Annotated in this window: 15 protein-coding genes; 6 read left to right on the top strand and 9 right to left on the bottom strand. The window is 40.3% G+C overall.

Annotation, left to right across the window (positions count from 1 at the left end):
* The first annotated feature begins 238 nt into the window (after window positions 1-238).
* Both C9J45_RS00575 and pyk read left to right on the top strand, forming a co-directional pair.
* Window positions 239-1,096, top strand: coding sequence for a MurR/RpiR family transcriptional regulator (locus tag C9J45_RS00575; RefSeq protein ID WP_005367039.1), 858 nt, complete (start codon window positions 239-241; stop codon window positions 1,094-1,096).
* Window positions 1,097-1,334: 238 nt separating this feature from the next.
* Window positions 1,335-2,780: a pyruvate kinase gene (gene pyk, locus C9J45_RS00580; protein WP_107205717.1), complete on the top strand. Its 1,446-nt coding sequence runs from the start codon at window positions 1,335-1,337 to the stop codon at window positions 2,778-2,780.
* Between the two features lie 66 nt (window positions 2,781-2,846).
* On the opposite strand, the gene rimJ is transcribed toward pyk, so the two are convergent.
* Complete coding sequence (gene rimJ / locus C9J45_RS00585; protein WP_107205716.1) at window positions 2,847-3,443, bottom strand: ribosomal protein S5-alanine N-acetyltransferase; 597 nt, start codon at window positions 3,441-3,443, stop codon at window positions 2,847-2,849.
* Between the two features lie 75 nt (window positions 3,444-3,518).
* Here rimJ and C9J45_RS00590 point away from each other — a divergent pair, with 75 nt between their 5' ends.
* A complete protein-coding gene (locus tag C9J45_RS00590; protein WP_181316921.1) occupies window positions 3,519-4,100 on the top strand; it encodes a methylated-DNA--[protein]-cysteine S-methyltransferase in 582 nt (193 codons plus the stop codon).
* Between the two features lie 79 nt (window positions 4,101-4,179).
* Here the strand turns inward: C9J45_RS00590 and tyrR are convergent, their stop codons facing one another.
* The 3 genes from tyrR to C9J45_RS00605 all read right to left on the bottom strand — a co-directional run bounded on the left by tyrR (window position 4,180) and on the right by C9J45_RS00605 (window position 8,532).
* Window positions 4,180-5,718, bottom strand: a complete 1,539-nt coding sequence (tyrR, locus tag C9J45_RS00595) for a transcriptional regulator TyrR (protein ID WP_107292022.1) — start codon at window positions 5,716-5,718, stop codon at window positions 4,180-4,182.
* Window positions 5,719-6,008: 290 nt separating this feature from the next.
* A complete protein-coding gene (locus tag C9J45_RS00600; RefSeq protein WP_107292023.1) occupies window positions 6,009-7,160 on the bottom strand; it encodes a DUF1501 domain-containing protein in 1,152 nt (383 codons plus the stop codon).
* A 10-nt stretch (window positions 7,161-7,170) separates the two neighbouring features.
* On the bottom strand, window positions 7,171-8,532 hold the full coding sequence (locus C9J45_RS00605; RefSeq protein ID WP_107292024.1) for a DUF1800 family protein: 1,362 nt from the start codon (window positions 8,530-8,532) through the stop codon (window positions 7,171-7,173).
* A gap of 189 nt (window positions 8,533-8,721) precedes the next feature.
* On the opposite strand from C9J45_RS00605, the gene C9J45_RS00610 reads away from it, so the two are divergent.
* Window positions 8,722-9,228 (top strand): hypothetical protein, encoded by a 507-nt coding sequence (locus tag C9J45_RS00610; RefSeq protein WP_107205712.1) that lies wholly within the window; start codon window positions 8,722-8,724, stop codon window positions 9,226-9,228.
* An 80-nt stretch (window positions 9,229-9,308) separates the two neighbouring features.
* Here the strand turns inward: C9J45_RS00610 and C9J45_RS00615 are convergent, their stop codons facing one another.
* The 5 genes from C9J45_RS00615 to pspA all read right to left on the bottom strand — a co-directional run bounded on the left by C9J45_RS00615 (window position 9,309) and on the right by pspA (window position 13,221).
* Window positions 9,309-10,334, bottom strand: coding sequence for a YcjF family protein (locus C9J45_RS00615; RefSeq protein ID WP_107292025.1), 1,026 nt, complete (start codon window positions 10,332-10,334; stop codon window positions 9,309-9,311).
* The gene (locus C9J45_RS00620) at window positions 10,331-11,728 is read right to left on the bottom strand and encodes a YcjX family protein (protein WP_107290419.1); all 1,398 of its coding nucleotides are present in this window, start codon (window positions 11,726-11,728) and stop codon (window positions 10,331-10,333) included. The genes C9J45_RS00615 and C9J45_RS00620 overlap by 4 nt, the downstream gene beginning before the upstream one ends.
* A gap of 157 nt (window positions 11,729-11,885) precedes the next feature.
* Window positions 11,886-12,272 (bottom strand): envelope stress response membrane protein PspC, encoded by a 387-nt coding sequence (gene pspC, locus C9J45_RS00625; protein WP_005367018.1) that lies wholly within the window; start codon window positions 12,270-12,272, stop codon window positions 11,886-11,888.
* Window positions 12,272-12,499 (bottom strand): envelope stress response membrane protein PspB, encoded by a 228-nt coding sequence (pspB, locus tag C9J45_RS00630; RefSeq protein WP_006646015.1) that lies wholly within the window; start codon window positions 12,497-12,499, stop codon window positions 12,272-12,274. Before pspB ends, pspC begins: the two co-directional genes overlap by 1 nt.
* 56 nt (window positions 12,500-12,555) lie before the next feature.
* Window positions 12,556-13,221 carry a phage shock protein PspA gene (pspA, locus tag C9J45_RS00635; protein WP_107205709.1) on the bottom strand — a complete coding sequence of 222 codons (666 nt, stop codon included), beginning with the start codon at window positions 13,219-13,221 and terminating at the stop codon, window positions 12,556-12,558.
* Between the two features lie 209 nt (window positions 13,222-13,430).
* Here pspA and pspF point away from each other — a divergent pair, with 209 nt between their 5' ends.
* Together pspF and sapA are read left to right on the top strand one after the other, a co-directional pair.
* Window positions 13,431-14,456, top strand: coding sequence for a phage shock protein operon transcriptional activator (pspF, locus tag C9J45_RS00640; RefSeq protein WP_107245471.1), 1,026 nt, complete (start codon window positions 13,431-13,433; stop codon window positions 14,454-14,456).
* A 137-nt stretch (window positions 14,457-14,593) separates the two neighbouring features.
* Window positions 14,594-16,213: an ABC transporter substrate-binding protein SapA gene (gene sapA / locus C9J45_RS00645; protein WP_107205707.1), complete on the top strand. Its 1,620-nt coding sequence runs from the start codon at window positions 14,594-14,596 to the stop codon at window positions 16,211-16,213.
* Window positions 16,214-16,216 lie beyond the last annotated feature (3 nt).

Genomic DNA, 16,216 nt, shown 5'->3' on the forward strand with positions numbered 1-16,216 from the left:
ATGAAAGGAATACACACAAAGTTTCTGTATCCGCTCTTTTTTTGTAATTATTCATCGAATAGAGTTTCAAAACTGAAAGCCAAAAGTCGATCCCTGTCAAAAACTAATAAAATTAGCCTTAAAAAAGCGCTGATTAGCTAGGAGATAGTCAAAATTAAGTAGTATAGTTTCATTAAACAAGCATCTTGATGACAAGTTTGCTACAAATGAAATTCAATAACGAAGTGCATTATTAGCTATGAACACCATAGAAAAAATACAAAATAACTTAGAACACTTCAGTAAATCAGAGCGTAAAGTCGCCGAAGTTATTATTGCCTCCCCACAAACAGCTATCCACTCAAGTATCGCAACACTTGCCAAAATGGCGGATGTTAGTGAACCGACCGTTAACCGCTTTTGCCGTCGCTTAGATACTAAAGGATTCCCTGACTTTAAATTACATTTAGCACAAAGCCTTGCGAATGGTACGCCTTATGTAAATCGTAATGTTGAAGAAACGGATGGGCCAGATGCCTATACCGCTAAAATTTTCGAATCAACAATGGCGTGTTTAGATGTCGCAAAAAATAGTCTCGATACGATGCAGATTAACCGCGCTGTCGATCTGTTAACACAAGCAAAAAAAATCTCTTTCTTTGGTTTAGGCGCTTCTGCATCCGTCGCTCACGATGCGCAAAATAAGTTTTTCCGTTTCAACATTCCTATTGTCTGTTTTGATGATATTGTGATGCAACGCATGAGCGTGATTAACTGCTCTGATGGCGATGTCGTCGTGGTTATATCTCACACAGGTCGCACTAAAAGTTTGGTTGAAATTGCACAAATGGCGCGTGCTAATGGAGCAACGGTTATTGGTATTACGGCAAAAGATTCACCGTTAGAACGTGAATGCTCCTTATCTATTTGCCTAGACGTACCAGAAGACACTGATATTTACATGCCAATGGCGAGCCGTGTTGTACAAATGACCGTTATTGATGTGTTAGCAACAGGGTTTACTCTTCGTCGTGGTGCAGGGTTTAGAGATAACTTAAAGCGCGTAAAAGAATCGCTGAAAGACTCCCGCTTTTCTAAAGACAGTTCAACGCTGTAACACTTTAAAAGCGAAGCCTTAGCTTCGCTTTTTTATTCGCAACGTTTTCATTACATATTTTTTGTTACAACAAAAATGAATAACAAAAGTGACAGTTCATTGTCTTTTGATATACATCATTAAGCAAAATCTGCGAGATATGGTATCAAAACTATCTCATGTTTTATTGCCGACTTGGTAATCATCACTCTCAAACCAAGTGCTCAATAAAGCTCGTTTCTATAAATTGGAGTTTCACATGACTGAACGCCTAAGACGTACAAAAATTGTAACCACTTTAGGTCCTGCAACTGATCGTGATAATAACCTTGAAAAAATCATCGCGGCAGGTGCCAATGTTGTACGTATGAATTTCTCTCACGGCAGCCCAGAAGATCATATCCAACGCACTAAGCAAGTACGTGAAATTGCAGCTAAGCTTGGTAAAAACGTAGCAATTCTAGGTGATTTACAAGGCCCTAAAATTCGCGTATCTACGTTTAAAGAAGATAAAATCCAGCTTGCTATTGGTGATAAATTTACCCTTGATAGTGATCTACCTAAAGGCGAAGGCGATCAGTTTGCTGTAGGTCTCGACTACAAAGAATTACCTAAAGATGTTACAACAGGTGATATCCTGCTATTAGATGATGGCCGTGTACAATTAAAAGTAACAGCTGTTGAAGGTAATAAAGTACACACTGAAGTGACAGTCGCCGGCCCATTATCAAATAACAAAGGCATTAACAAAAAAGGCGGCGGCCTTTCAGCAGAAGCCCTAACAGATAAAGATAAAGCCGACATTTTAACAGCTGCGGCAATGGGCGTTGATTATCTTGCCGTATCATTCCCACGTAATGGCGAGGACATGAAATATGCGCGCCGATTAGCCACTGAAGCAGGCCTAAATGCAAAATTAGTCGCTAAAGTTGAACGTGCTGAAGCGGTAGCAACAACCGAAGCAATGGACGATATCATCCTTGCATCTGACGTTGTTATGGTTGCTCGTGGTGATCTTGGTGTTGAAATCGGCGATCCTGAACTTGTTGGTGTGCAAAAGAAACTGATTCGCCGTGCTCGTAGCTTAAACCGTACGGTGATTACAGCAACACAAATGATGGAATCCATGATCACTAGCCCAATGCCAACACGTGCAGAAGTTATGGATGTTGCTAACGCTGTACTTGATGGTACCGATGCCGTCATGCTTTCCGCGGAAACGGCTGCGGGACAATTTCCTGAAGAAACTGTAAAAGCAATGGCAAGTGTTTGTTTAGGCGCAGAAAAAGAGCCAAGTATTAACGTGTCTAACCACCGTTTAGATCGATTCTTCTCATCGCCTGAAGAAACGATTGCAATGTCAACCATGTATGCTGCAAACCACATGGAAGGCGTAAAAGCGATGGTTGCAATGACTGAATCGGGTCGTACACCGTTGATGATGTCGCGCATTACCTCCGGTTTACCCATTTTCGCACTATCTCGTAACGAAAATACCTTAAACCAAGCTTCATTATACCGTGGCGTAACACCTGTATTTTTCAATCGTGATAGCGATGCTGGTTTAGAAGCGGCAAAACATGCGTTAGATGTACTTCGTGATGCTGGATTTGTTAAAGTGGGCGATCTTGTGATCATCACTCAAGGTGATGTGATGGATACCATTGGTTCAACTAACAATATGCGTATTCTAACTGTCGAGTAATCTATTTATCTCGTACAAAAACGCACTAAAAGGCAACGTTCGCGTTGCCTTTTTTATTACTTATTTTTAAGGCGCTGACCACGTAACTGGCGCAGTCCACTGCTGATTAATCAATGAAGTTAGAACATGATCTTGCCACTTTCCATCAATTAATAAGTACGCTTTTGCTAGCCCTTCTTTTTCGAAACCGACGGAGTGTAGTACGCTGGCACTTCTTTTGTTATGTGGCATGTAGGCGGCCATAATGCGATGAAAACCTTTTACTTCGAACATCCAGTTCACCGTCTCTTTTAATGCCCGACGCATAATAGCTCGCCCTTGGTAGTCTTGATCAAGGGAGTAGCCAACATGACACGCATGAAAAGGAAATTTCACTAAATTACTGTAGTTAATCACGCCAATAATATCGTCAGTACTTCGGTCTTCAATCACAAAATAAAATGCCATTTCATGACGATGTAAGGTAGCTATTTGTTCGACTCTTTTTTGCCAACCCAGCTCTGAATAAAACAATTCATTACGCATCGGCTCCCAGGCTTTGAGAAAATCACGATTTTTTTGATAATACGTTGTTATCTTTGCCACATCCTGACTAGAAATAAGCCTAATTTTTATATCATCAAGCGCAATTGTGGATGAACGGTTTATAATTGAATGGAACAAACTATTACCTCGACACAAGGATGTTAATAAGAGGTGCTGAGCATTGTCGTAAGATTAGCATAACTAATAAACATATTGTTATATGTTATCAAACTGTTATCTGTTAATCTTAGCTTAGCAATGTTATTAATTACTAACGCATTTAGTGAGTTATGGATGTATTACGATTGTATAGAAACTGAACTAGGCAGCATTATGTTGCTAGCCGACCATCAAGGCTTAAGAAGGTTAACTGTCAATAGTCCTGGCTATTACCCTGATGAGTCATGGCAGCATAACCCCTCTTTTATGAGACCCTTCATTAGGCAACTAAAAGAATATCTCTTAGGCTCACGTAAACGCTTTACCTTCCCTCTCGCTCCTCAAGGAACGATGTTTCAACAGCAAATATGGCATGCTATTGCTGATATTCCCTTCGGTGAAACATCCAGTTACGAACAAATCGCGCTTGATATTGGCAATTCAGCTGCAAGCCAAGCTATAGGCATGGCAAAGAATGTAAATCCTATTCCTATCATTATCCCTTGTCACCGTGTACTTAATAGCAATCAAAATCTTTGCGGCTATCGTTATGGTGCTGAAATGGTAGAGCTATTACTTGCATTAGAGTCAGGTAAAGCCATTCTTATTAAAGAACCACAACATGAAATAGCATAACGCCAATACTAGATTGATTTTCGAGTTCACAAAAAAGAGATAATAAATATTATCTCTTTTTCTTTTATATCCACAGTAATTAGCTACGCTTACTTAAACCATATTCTCGTAATTTATTAGCAACGGCAGTATGTGATACGCCTAACCGTTTCGCTAATTTGCGGGTAGATGGATAACTGCGATAAAGATTCGATAAAATACCAGATTCATAACGTTTCATGATCTCATCAAGAGAGCCATCTAATATTTCATCACTGATAATACTACTTGATTCATTTTCAGGTAACTGTACATCATCTGATGTCATGACCGTATTCTCAAGTTGTGTCATCGCACGGAATAGCACATTACGTAATTGGCGAATATTACCAGGCCATGCATATTGCTTTAAGTATTCTGCCAACTCCTCAGATAGCTGAGGTTTAGGCTGGTGTAATTCTTGTGATAACTGAGTTAAAAATAATTCAGCTAACGGTACTATATCTGCCGATCTTTCACGTAATGGTGGAACAACCAAAGCAAGAACATTTAAGCGATAATATAAGTCTTCGCGGAAATCACCTGATGCAACTAAATCTGGTAGCTTTTTCTGGGTAGAGCAGATTACACGAAGATTAACCTTTTTCTCGGCTTCTTCACCCACGCGTCGGAATGTACCATCTTGTAAAAAGCGTAGTAATTTAATTTGTAGGTGTTTTGACATCTCACCAATTTCATACAAGAAAACAGTACCACCATCCGCTTGCTCAAAAATACCTTTTTTACTTGGCTCGGTTGTACTGCCAGCAAAACCAAATAGCTCAGTTTCGGCGGCGTTATCAGGCATAGATACGCAGTTTACAACTAAAAATGGTTTCTCTCGTCGTATAGAACGTTGGTGACATGCGCGGGCTAACATTTCTTTACCTGTTCCCGTTTCACCTTGGATCAATAACGGTGCATCTAATAAAGCCAACTTTTTCGCTTGAGCTAATAAATGCTTAAAACGCGATGATTGCCCGACTAAATGCTCAAAACCACTGTCGCCATCTAACTGGCGAGTCACAATCGGCATGGTTGCTTCAGACAGTGATTTTAGAAGAATAAGAGCACTGGCAAAAACAGGTATATCGGTTTCATCGTTAATATGAACAGGCATGACTTCCATTTGGTAATCTAAACCTGCAATCACCACCATCTCAGTATGTTTTTCAGCCTGTTTTGTTTCTAACCAACGCTGAACATTAAAGCCAAAGAGCGTATGAACATTTTCGTGATAAAGTGATCCCTGATGATGAGCCAATAACCTTTCAGCGGCTTGATTGGCAAAATCAATTTTTCCGTTTAAATCGATGGAAAAAAAGGGATCAGGCAAGGTTTGAAGTAATGCAGAAAGCTCTGTATGTTCACGTTCACTCGGCATGAAATTTATTTTTCTTACATCTGTTACGCCATCTAACTGCCTTATTTGCGACATTAGATGACTAAACTGTTCAAATTCAATTTCAGGACAATTGAGATAAATGATACCAATGCGATCAATTTCAATCCCTCGAAGATCAATCTCCTGACTAGTCAGAATATCGAGTAGCTCGCGAGTCATTCCAACCCGATCTTCACAAAATACCTGTAGTCTCATTCTTTACGCCTTCTCAATATAAACTTTCCATTGTTAAGTTCGAAACATTCGGCTTATCAGAATAACAACAACAAAAAGCAATGACTTAATTCTTCAATTTCAACTCATACCACAAACAAAAATATAGGTATTAATATGAGTTTACACTTAGGTGTCAACAATTCCTGACACTTTTAACAGTGTGCGACTAACGCTAAATTGAGTCAAGTCTCCCGCTCAGAATCAAGCCATTTATAATTAAAAAATAACGTTATGCTTTTAGTATCTATTGAACTAACAGCGCCTTTATTTTAAGCATGACGGATTAAATCATTCATGATAGGTAGCTCACTTGAGCTCGGAAAAACTATATCGAGTTGCTTATTTGTTGCCCCTAAATGTGAATGCAATACCGTTTTACATATAGAGCGAATATCCGTCGTTGGAGCTAAATCTCTTCCTTTGTATTGCTGAGATTTCGCTAACCCTGGCCATTTTGTTATCACTTGATTTCCACTCACCGCACCTCCCGCTATCAACATTGCGTTAGCCGTACCGTGATCGGTTCCCTTAGTTCCATTTTCAGCAACGGTTCGGCCAAATTCACTCGCGGCTATAACCACCGTTCGCGACCAAGCCTCACCTAACTGTGATTTTAAAGCTGAAAGTCCCTCATCAAGTTTCTTTAATTGGCTCGCTAAACGACCTTTAACCGCGCCTTCTCCTGCGTGTGTATCCCATCCACCTAGCTCTAATACCGCAATATTCGGTCCATTTTCTGACGTTAAAAATTTCCCTGCTTGTTGCGCCAATGCATGAAATTGTTGGCCGCCTTTTACATGACCTGCCATTTTTTCAATGTCTAATGCATTAATAAAGTTGTCAGATAACGTCTGATCGCTTTGATACATATCCTGCAACAATTCAGCTTGTTGCTGCTTAATCTTCAATTTATGTGGATACCAACTATCAGCTTGGGCATTACCTTGAACAATTAAAGGTAAACCAGAATCTATGGCTATCGTATGCTGCTTGTTATCAACAGATAAAAAGCGATTTAGCCAACCATCTCGATGTAACGGATCCTCAGTTCCATTTTCTAATACTTTCTGCCCATCAAAATGTGAGCGCTGACGATAAGGTGATGCACACGCATGAATAAAAGCCATCTCGCCTTGTTGATACCACTGATAACAACTCTTTAGTGCTGGATGTAAACCAAAGAAATCATCGAGTTTATTAAGCTGATTTTTATGTAATCCAATCGACGGTCTTTGCGGTAAATAGTCTTTATCTCCATAGGGTACAACCACATTTAACCCATCCATTGCACCGCGCAATGTAATCCATACAAAAATATTTGCCGACTGTGTTTTCGCAAAAGCGACAGATGGTAATGCACTGCATACCCCAACCGCAGCTAAAGATTTTAAGAACATACGGCGATCAAATATATTATCCATCACGATCTCGCTATCGATACATAAACTGTGGGCTTAGCCATAATAAAACCAACTTCGTTATCGCACCGTTAGCCTTATTCATTGCAAGCTCTGTGTGTTGATCAAGATCTTTTCCATAAAGATTATTGACCACTTGTTTTACCAACTGAAGCGGTTTGACTTTTTGCTTCTTCGCTTCTCTTACCGCAAGCACCGCAAATGTATTTGCTACTTGCCAACGTTGTATCAACGCTGAAGAACTATTGAAATCACTATCTTGATCAGACCAACCCGCCGGAGAACCTGCCATAAATGGCTGTTGTCCCAACAACCTCAATTGTTGAGTAATTTTGTGTTCCGATGGGTTGAGATCAGCACTACGTAAAAGCGCAAATAACCATTCTTGCGGCGTTCTAAACCGAAGAGGCGCAGCCGTATTCACTTCAGGCTCTTGCAATAATCTCTTATAAACAGGCTGTAATTCACCGTTATTTTTTAGATAAACACCGGCTAAATCATCCACTAGCTCCTTCTTGGGCTGGCCAATAAAGTGTTGAGCTAATTTAGTTGCCAAATGCCTTGCGGTTTGTTGATGCAATGCAAGATCTTTTAAGCACGCTTCTCCCTGTCCAATCCCTGTTTGTGTGTAACGCTGACCTAATAACATCACATCACCAGGTTGATGCGCCCAAGCTGCAAATTTAAACCCAGGATTTTGCTTATCAAAACTGACCATCCAGCCTGTTATCGCATGTGCTAATTGGATAACATCTTGCTGACTGTAACCGCCATCAACCCCTAAGGTATGTAACTCCATAATTTCACGAGCGAGATTTTCATTGAGTCCCTTATGGCGTTTCTTACCCAATTTAGAATCAGGCCCTATCGATAGATTATTATCGAGAAACATCAACATTGTTGGGTGCTTAATCGTTGCTTGAAGCATATCGGCAAAATTACCATTCCAGTGTTGGCGTATTACCTCATTCTCAATCCCAGCAATAATAGGTTTTACTTTGCGCGTATCGGCAGAGACTGCAAAATGGTTACTCCAAAATTGAATTAAACGTTCTTGAAAACTATTGGAGGAATGCAATGTTTGTAGATTACGTGCAGATACTTGCTGTTCATAACTCAGATTAAAAAATTGATTAACCTGCTTTTGAACGGCACGCTTTTCATTCGGGGATTTTTTTAATTTTTTACGCTGTTGATTAAATTGACCGATCTGAACCAAAATATTATTCGTCGAAGGTAAAGACTGTAGAGCGGTATCAATATATGGTTTAGTTGAGATCTGCTCTGCCAGCGTTAATACATGCTGATCATTCAGTTTGGGGCCAAAGCCAAATCGTTGCTCAGTGATGATGGCTGCCGTTGGATAATAATTCACCTTGTTGTCCTTATCATTAACCCAAGGATACGATAACGACTCTAACGTAAATAAGCTTCAGAGAATGTAAAGTGTTGTAAAGATGCTATCTTGACGACATAACAAGAAAATAAGTATTTAATTTTCAATCTTCTAACACCCCAACTCTTATTTATGTTTAAGCTGATTCTTTTAACAATAGAGTAAATCATGAATAAACTGAGCATATTACTTCCCTTAGTCATCACTCTATTTGGTTGCGATGCACAAAGCTCAGCCAAGCAAGTCGAGACGACGGCAGAAAATCTATGTGGTAACGGTGAATTTGTTTTATCACTGCCAAAAGACATGGATCAGTACCAACAAAAAATGGCAGATTTTATTCAGGCAGGTGGTACAGATCCTTTTGATAAAACTGCCTTTACTGATACTTGTAAAAAACCTCGTAACGGTAAAATAGACTTAAAATACATTGCAGAACAAGCAGCACTTGCAACGCTCCCCTACCCCGATGCAGCTAAAGTGCTTTATTTTAAGCAACAGCAAGGCACACTTTATATTGTGCTATCAGCACAAGAAAACGGATGGGCAGGCGTATCTACCGCACTCGGAACTTCGATGCCAGTTATAATTCGTAATATTCAACTTAATAGCACCATTAAAAATATTAAATTTGGCTATGCGCCTGGAGATGAAAGTCTCGCTATCGTTAAATAAGATGAAAAAAGTGGTCAAAGAGTCGTATTCTCCCTGACCACTTAACCACTTCACTTTACGCTTAATAGTGGAATATCTAGTTAATCTTTTTCTTTGGTACCAAGCTGTTTAAATAGATCGCTTCGTATTTCAGCTAATTTGGGTTGCTCTCCCGGTAACCATGGTAAAGGACGTACTAAGCTGATCGCTTTTAAGCCTAGTCTTCCGGTCAATAAACCAATACTCACCCCTTGCGCAACGCGGGTAGACATACGACCCGCTAAGTCCATTGAGAGCATATCCATCCCCAAATCAGTGATCACTTCAGATGCACCTGCAAATGCCATATTAGCCAATACCAGCTTAAGTAGCTTAATGCGAGACCAGTAACCTAATTCGACACCATAAACTCGAGAAACTTGTTCAATTAAGCGCAAATTACGCCATGCCACCAGCAACATATCAGCCACTGCTAGTGGGCTTAATGCAACCATCACCGCGGCATCTGATGAATATTTCGCCACTAATTTTCGAGCTAATTTATCTTGCTGGCTGACCACTAAGCGATCATAAAGCTCAAGTATTTCGCGATCATTGTGCGTCGCGTCTAACGAATTCGTCCAGCGATCATAACCATAGTTATCACTACCAATCTGACTATGCTGTGCCAGTTTGGTACAAAAAGCTTTACCATTACCAATGCCATTACCATCAAGTAAGAGTTGGGCTTCATCACGCTCTGTTTGACGTGATTTTAACCGTCGTAACGTCAAAAGCTCCCGCCCCAATGCACCGATACCAACTACGGCAATACTGGCAACCAATGCACTCCAGCCAAGCGATAACCAATTTGCTGTTTGATAAGCTGTCACAACATGGTCAACCGTCTGCCACCCCACCATTGCCGCGCCTGCAACCACTAGCCCTTTTAAAAAGCCATAACGACGTTTTGGTTTCGCTGCTAATACTTGTTTGAGATCTTTTTCAATTTCAGTATCTTGTTGCTCTATTGCTTCAGGTAAAAAATCGGCTTGTTGAGCAAACTCCAATTTCGACGCAATATTGCGTTGTTCTTGGTTAACTGTTGGATCATCAAAAACAATTTTACTTTTTAACGGTTCACTCATTGCAGTTTATCTCCCAACAAATACTCAAGTGCTTTATCCATTCGGATATGCGGCAAAGGCTCGTCACTTTGCTGTAGCAAGGGACGGAAATTAATAAAATCAAAGCTCTGCTGCTGCCAAAAATCAACGTTTGGTAACCGTTTTGGCACTTCTCCGGGAAAGAGAGTTTGTGCATTACCTAACAAATCGGTCCCCCTTAATGCAGGGACTTGCTGCCCTTTGTGAGTCACAAAGCCAGGCTCAGTCGCTTGAATCGATGCCAAACTAACACAATCCATTTTAATGCCTTCAAAGGAAGCGGTTTGCCATGCTTCATTCACTAGCTGCTGTAATAATCCGACTAAATTCGGGTGCTGCTCAGGCGTAATATGATCGGCTTTGGTTGCAGCGAAGAGTACTTTATCAATACGCGGTGAAAATAGACGACGCAGTAACGAGCTACGCCCATATTTAAAACTTTGCATCAGCTGATCCAACGCTTGACGCATATCATTAAACGATTCAGGTCCCGAATTAAGAGGCTGTAAGCAATCAACTAATATGATTTGGCGATCAAATTTTGAAAAATGATCATTATAGAACGCCTTCACAACATGCTGTTGATAATACTTATAGCGATTTCTAAGCATCCCAATATTGGTGCTTTCATCTGCATCCATCAGCTGTTTTTCTGTGTACTTTTTATTCCACAGGAGCGGGAAAAATTGTAAAACAGGTGCACCAGCTAATTCACCGGGAAGAACAAAACGTCCGGGTTGAACCCAATGTAATCCCCCTTCTGCCTTACATTGATGCAAATACTCGGTGAACGCCTTCGATATTTCTTCAATTTGCTTTTCATCTGCGGGTGCAAAAGGATCAAACATCTCGGTTTTAGCAAGCCAATCTTGAGCTAATTCAAGACGTTTACCTTTTAGTACTTGGCTTTGTTGTGCCGACCATTGAGTAAAATCTAAATCAAGTAACGGTAAATCTAATAACCACTCGCCGGGATAATCAATAATATCCAAATACAACGTGGCGGTATCTTGAAATAGTTTCAATGCCCCTTTCTGAGGCTTATAACGAAGTGCTAAACGCGTTTGACTCACATCCCTTGTTGGCTCTGGCCATTCAGGAGGCGTCGACATAATTGATTGCATTCCTTCATCATAGCCAAATTTAGGCACATGCAGATCTAACTGAGGAACACGCTTTGCACCTAATAAATGGCCGTCACGCATCGCACTAAACATAGGTAGGCGAGCATTCGTACTTACATGCAGTAATTGATTAATAAGAGAAGTAATAAAGGCCGTTTTACCCGCTCGAGACAATCCTGTAACGGCAAGTCGAACGTGTCGATCCAAACTTCTATTAACGAGCTTATTCAACTCATTACTGATTCGATTCATGATTAACCCTAGTTGTTTTCATTTTTGTTTTAGGTTTAACAACTTTATTCTAATAATTATCAATAAAGTGATTTAACTATATTACGCCTTTATAACGGAAAAAAGCAGGCCTGACATTGATCAGCACCTGCTTCATTAGGCTAAATTTTACGGGTAATTAAAGCTTATTGAATTCGCGATCCACTTTGAATGCAGAAGATGTAACATACGCTTCCATCTGTTGTACTTTCTTTTCGGCGGTATCAAATTCTGATTCCACTTTTTGTAAAATTTGATGCGCAGAGCGACCCGCCTGCCACGGTTTCTGTTTTACGTTGTGCTCGGTATAAGTATCTTGTTGCTCTTTTCGCTGTGGTGGCATTTTATCTAAAATTAACCATGCGGCGATATAAGCAATCGTGGCAAAAAAGCCCAAACCAAGTAAGAAGGCTGAAACAGCAAGAATACGTACCAACCAAATTTCAACACCGAAATATTCAGCTAAACCAGCGCACACACCGCCCAATTTTCCTTTTTTAGGATCACGGTATAAGGTTTTACTCATTATTTTTGCCTCCATCTTGGTACTTCTGCATCAAGAATACGCTCTAACGTCACAATACGTTCTTGCATATCTTCTGCGCGTGCCACCAAGGTCTCTAACTTTTTCTGATCTTCACCTGACAGCCCTTCACCGGCTTGACGTTTACTACGATAGTGAAGGATTAACCATAGCGGTGCGACAATAATCATGAACACCACTAATGGAACGCTAATAAAACCCATTGACATTATTTGTTCTCCTTTCGCGCAGAATCAATGAAACAACGACGATAACTTAGTTGTACTTACTCTTTATCCTTGATGTTCGCTTTTAAGCGCTCAAGTTCTTTTTCAATTTCGTCTTGTGCTTGTAAATCAGCAAATTCTGACTCTAAGCTTTTGCCACGACCAAAGCTATAACTATCTGCTTCTGCTTCCATTTCATCGATGCGACGTTCATATTGCTCAAACTTAGACATCGCCTCATCAACTTTACTTGTATCTAGCTGACGACGAACATCGCGGCGAGTGCCTGCGGCTTTATGACGCGTCACTAGCGCTTGTTGACGAGCGCGTGTTTCTTGCAACTTACGCTCAAGTTCAGCGACTTCTAATGACAATTTTTCAATCGTCTCTTCTACTAGTTTGTATTCTTCATTGAGCGTTAATGCGACATCAGCCAGTTTTTGCTTTTCGATCAGTGCTGCACGGGCTAAATCTTCACGACCTTTTTGCAGTGCAAGGCTCGCCTTTTCCTGCCAATCTGTAATTTGTGATTCAATCGCTTGAATACGACGTTGTAACTCTTTTTTATCCGCTAATGCACGCGCTGAAGATGTACGTACCTCAACTAATGTATCTTCCATCTCTTGGATGATAAGACGGATCAGTTTTTGTGGATCTTCAGCCTTATCCAGTAACGAGTTCACGTTAGCATTTACGATATCAGCAAAACGAGAAAAAATACCCATCATTAAACTCCTTGATTAAACCCATTTCACAGTAATCACGCTTACAGGTTTATATAGTGATACTAACTTAATGTTCTTGTGTTACCACTTAGATATTTCAAGTACTGTGCCAACTTTTAACGTATTAAATATCAACAACTTAATTTTCAACCCACTTTTAAGTAAGCTATGATATAGTTAATTTAACCAATTAATAGTGAGATTAACCAATGCGTAAAACGGAAAACTTAATCGGTGAATCTGATGCTTTTTTAAGTGTCCTAGACCAAGCATCACGCCTCGCTTCACTCAATCGCCCAATTCTTATTCTTGGTGAACGAGGCACAGGTAAGGAGTTAATCGCCCAACGCGTTCACTATTTATCAAAACGTTGGGATCAACCTTTAGTGACACTGAACTGTGCCGCACTAAGCGAAGGCGTCATTGATTCTGAACTATTTGGCCATGAGGCGGGCTCCTTTACAGGCGCGAAAGGTCGCCACCAAGGGCGCTTTGAACGCGCAGAAAATGGCACGCTTTTTTTAGATGAATTAGCAACCGCCCCGATGGGGGTTCAAGAAAAATTATTACGCGTAATTGAATACGGTGAGTACGAGCGCGTGGGCGGTAATAAACCTTGCCAAGCGAATGTACGCTTAGTTTGTGCAACTAATGAAAATTTACCCGAACTCGTTGCTGAAGGAAAATTTCGAGCAGATTTACTTGATAGACTCGCCTTTGAAATCATCCACCTTCCACCATTACGTGAACGACTAGACGATATTTTACCATTGGCAGAACACTATGCTGTGCGTATGTGTCGCGAATTAGGATATAGCTATTTTGCAGGTTTTTCACAACACGCTAAACAACAACTACTCGACTATCAATGGCCAGGGAATATTCGAGAGTTAAAAAATGTTGTCGAACGGTCTGTATTTCGTCATAGCAATGAAGGTGAAGCTATTGACGAAATTTATACCGACCCTTTCGCTACAGCTTGGCAATCTTGTGAGCCAGCACCATCACAGTCTTTATCCATTGTAGACACCCCAGCAGTCAAACAAGAAAACTCTAGCATTCAACTTCCCGTTGATCTTCGCCACTACTTACAAGATCAAGAAATCATGTTGATCAACAAAGCACTTAAACACGCTCGCTTTAATCAAACAAAAGCCGCCGAACTTTTAAGCTTAAGTTATCACCAGTTAAGAGGACTCATTCGAAAGTATGACATTAACGTTAACGGTGATTAATCAACCAAATTCACGCGATAATTAAAGATATATAACGGTTTTAGACTAATTACTTATAAATAAAGCAGGATAGCTTGGTGACGTTAAAAGAAAAATGTTAAATTTAACGACTTAATTTCATTTAACGCCTATTAAATATGAGCGCTTACAGTCGTCTTTTGATTGCCGGCTTCACTTTACTTGGCCTTTTAGGTTGTAAAGAGCCGTCACATAATACCGCTAAGCAAAGCAATGGCTTTGTTTACTGCGGTCAAGATACTCCGACAACATTAAATCCACAGCTAACGGATGGCGGATTAACAGCAGAAACACTCTCGGCGCAAATTTTCGATCGCCTGCTGTTACTCGATCCTATCAGCCACAAACCTCTTCCTGATCTAGCAAAAAGCTGGACTGTCAGTGACGATGGCTTGGTATATACCTTTAAGCTGCGAGATAACGTTAAATTCCAACATACTGATTGGTTTACTCCAACACGTCCGCTTAATGCCGATGACGTTATTTTTAGCTTTGAGCGTATCATTAATCCACACCACCCTTTTCATAATATTTCTGGTGGTCGTTACCCATGGTTTGAAAGCCTTGGGTTTGCTGATTTAATTGATACAATCAAAGCTAAAGACCCTCTCACCGTACAATTTACCTTAAATCGACCAGATAATTCTTTCTTATCTAACTTAGCAACCAGTTATGCGGTGATTTATTCTCAGCAGTATGGTCAGCAACTGTTAAAATCAGGCCGTATCGGTCTTATTGATACACAACCAATCGGTACGGGGCCTTTTTACGTTGATCAATTTATACCCAATGATCTTATTCGCTTAAAACGTAATAAGGATTATTGGCAAGGTGCCGCACCAATGGAGCAAGTGGTATTTGATATCTCAGCCCGTGGCATGGGTAATCTTGCTAAATTGCTAAGCTCTGAATGTGATGTTCTCTCATCTCCTGTTGCGAGCCAATTGCCTGTTATTTCAAATAACGATAACTATAAATTACTTGCACAAACGGGGATGAATGTATCCTTTCTGGCATTAAATACGGAACGTCCACCATTAAATAAATTAGAAATCCGTGAAGCTATTAATTATGCAATAAACCGTAAAACACTGCTCAATTCTGTTTATTACGGTACGGCAACAGAGGCAAAAAGCTTGTTACCCCCAATGTCTTGGGCTTATAACCACGACAGCAAAGCACTTTCTTATAATCCTAAATTAGCCAAACAACTGCTTGATGCTGCTGGCTATGATTATAACCAAGTCCTGACAATGTGGGTCCCACTTGAGCCTCGACCTTATAACCCGAGTCCTCGAAAAACAGCGGAATTAATCCAAGCTAATTTGAAAGCCGTTGGTATCAATGTGTCTTTACATCATCAAGAAACGATTGGTCGTGTTGGTTTAACTGATACTACTCAATACGATATGGTTCTTGCTGGTTGGATCGCAGATAACGGCGACCCTGATAATTTCTTAAGACCATTATTGTCATGTAATGCTAAAAAAGCAGGACTTAATGTCGCTAACTGGTGTGATCTTGGTTTTGATAATTTACTTGAAATTGCACTACGCACAAATAAGCAACAACAACGTCAAGTATATTACCAGCAAGCGCAAAATATTTTGGATCAACAAGTACCTGTGATCCCATTGGCTCATGGTGTCCATTTCCAAGCCCACAGTAAAACGTTAGGGGGGTTACAGATGGACCCATTTGGTTCGCGATCTTTTTCCAGTGTTTATCGAATTGAGTAAAGC

Origin of the sequence: Photobacterium sp. GB-1, assembly GCF_003026165.1 — a bacterium.
In the GTDB taxonomy this organism is placed as follows: Bacteria; Pseudomonadota; Gammaproteobacteria; order Enterobacterales; family Vibrionaceae; genus Photobacterium.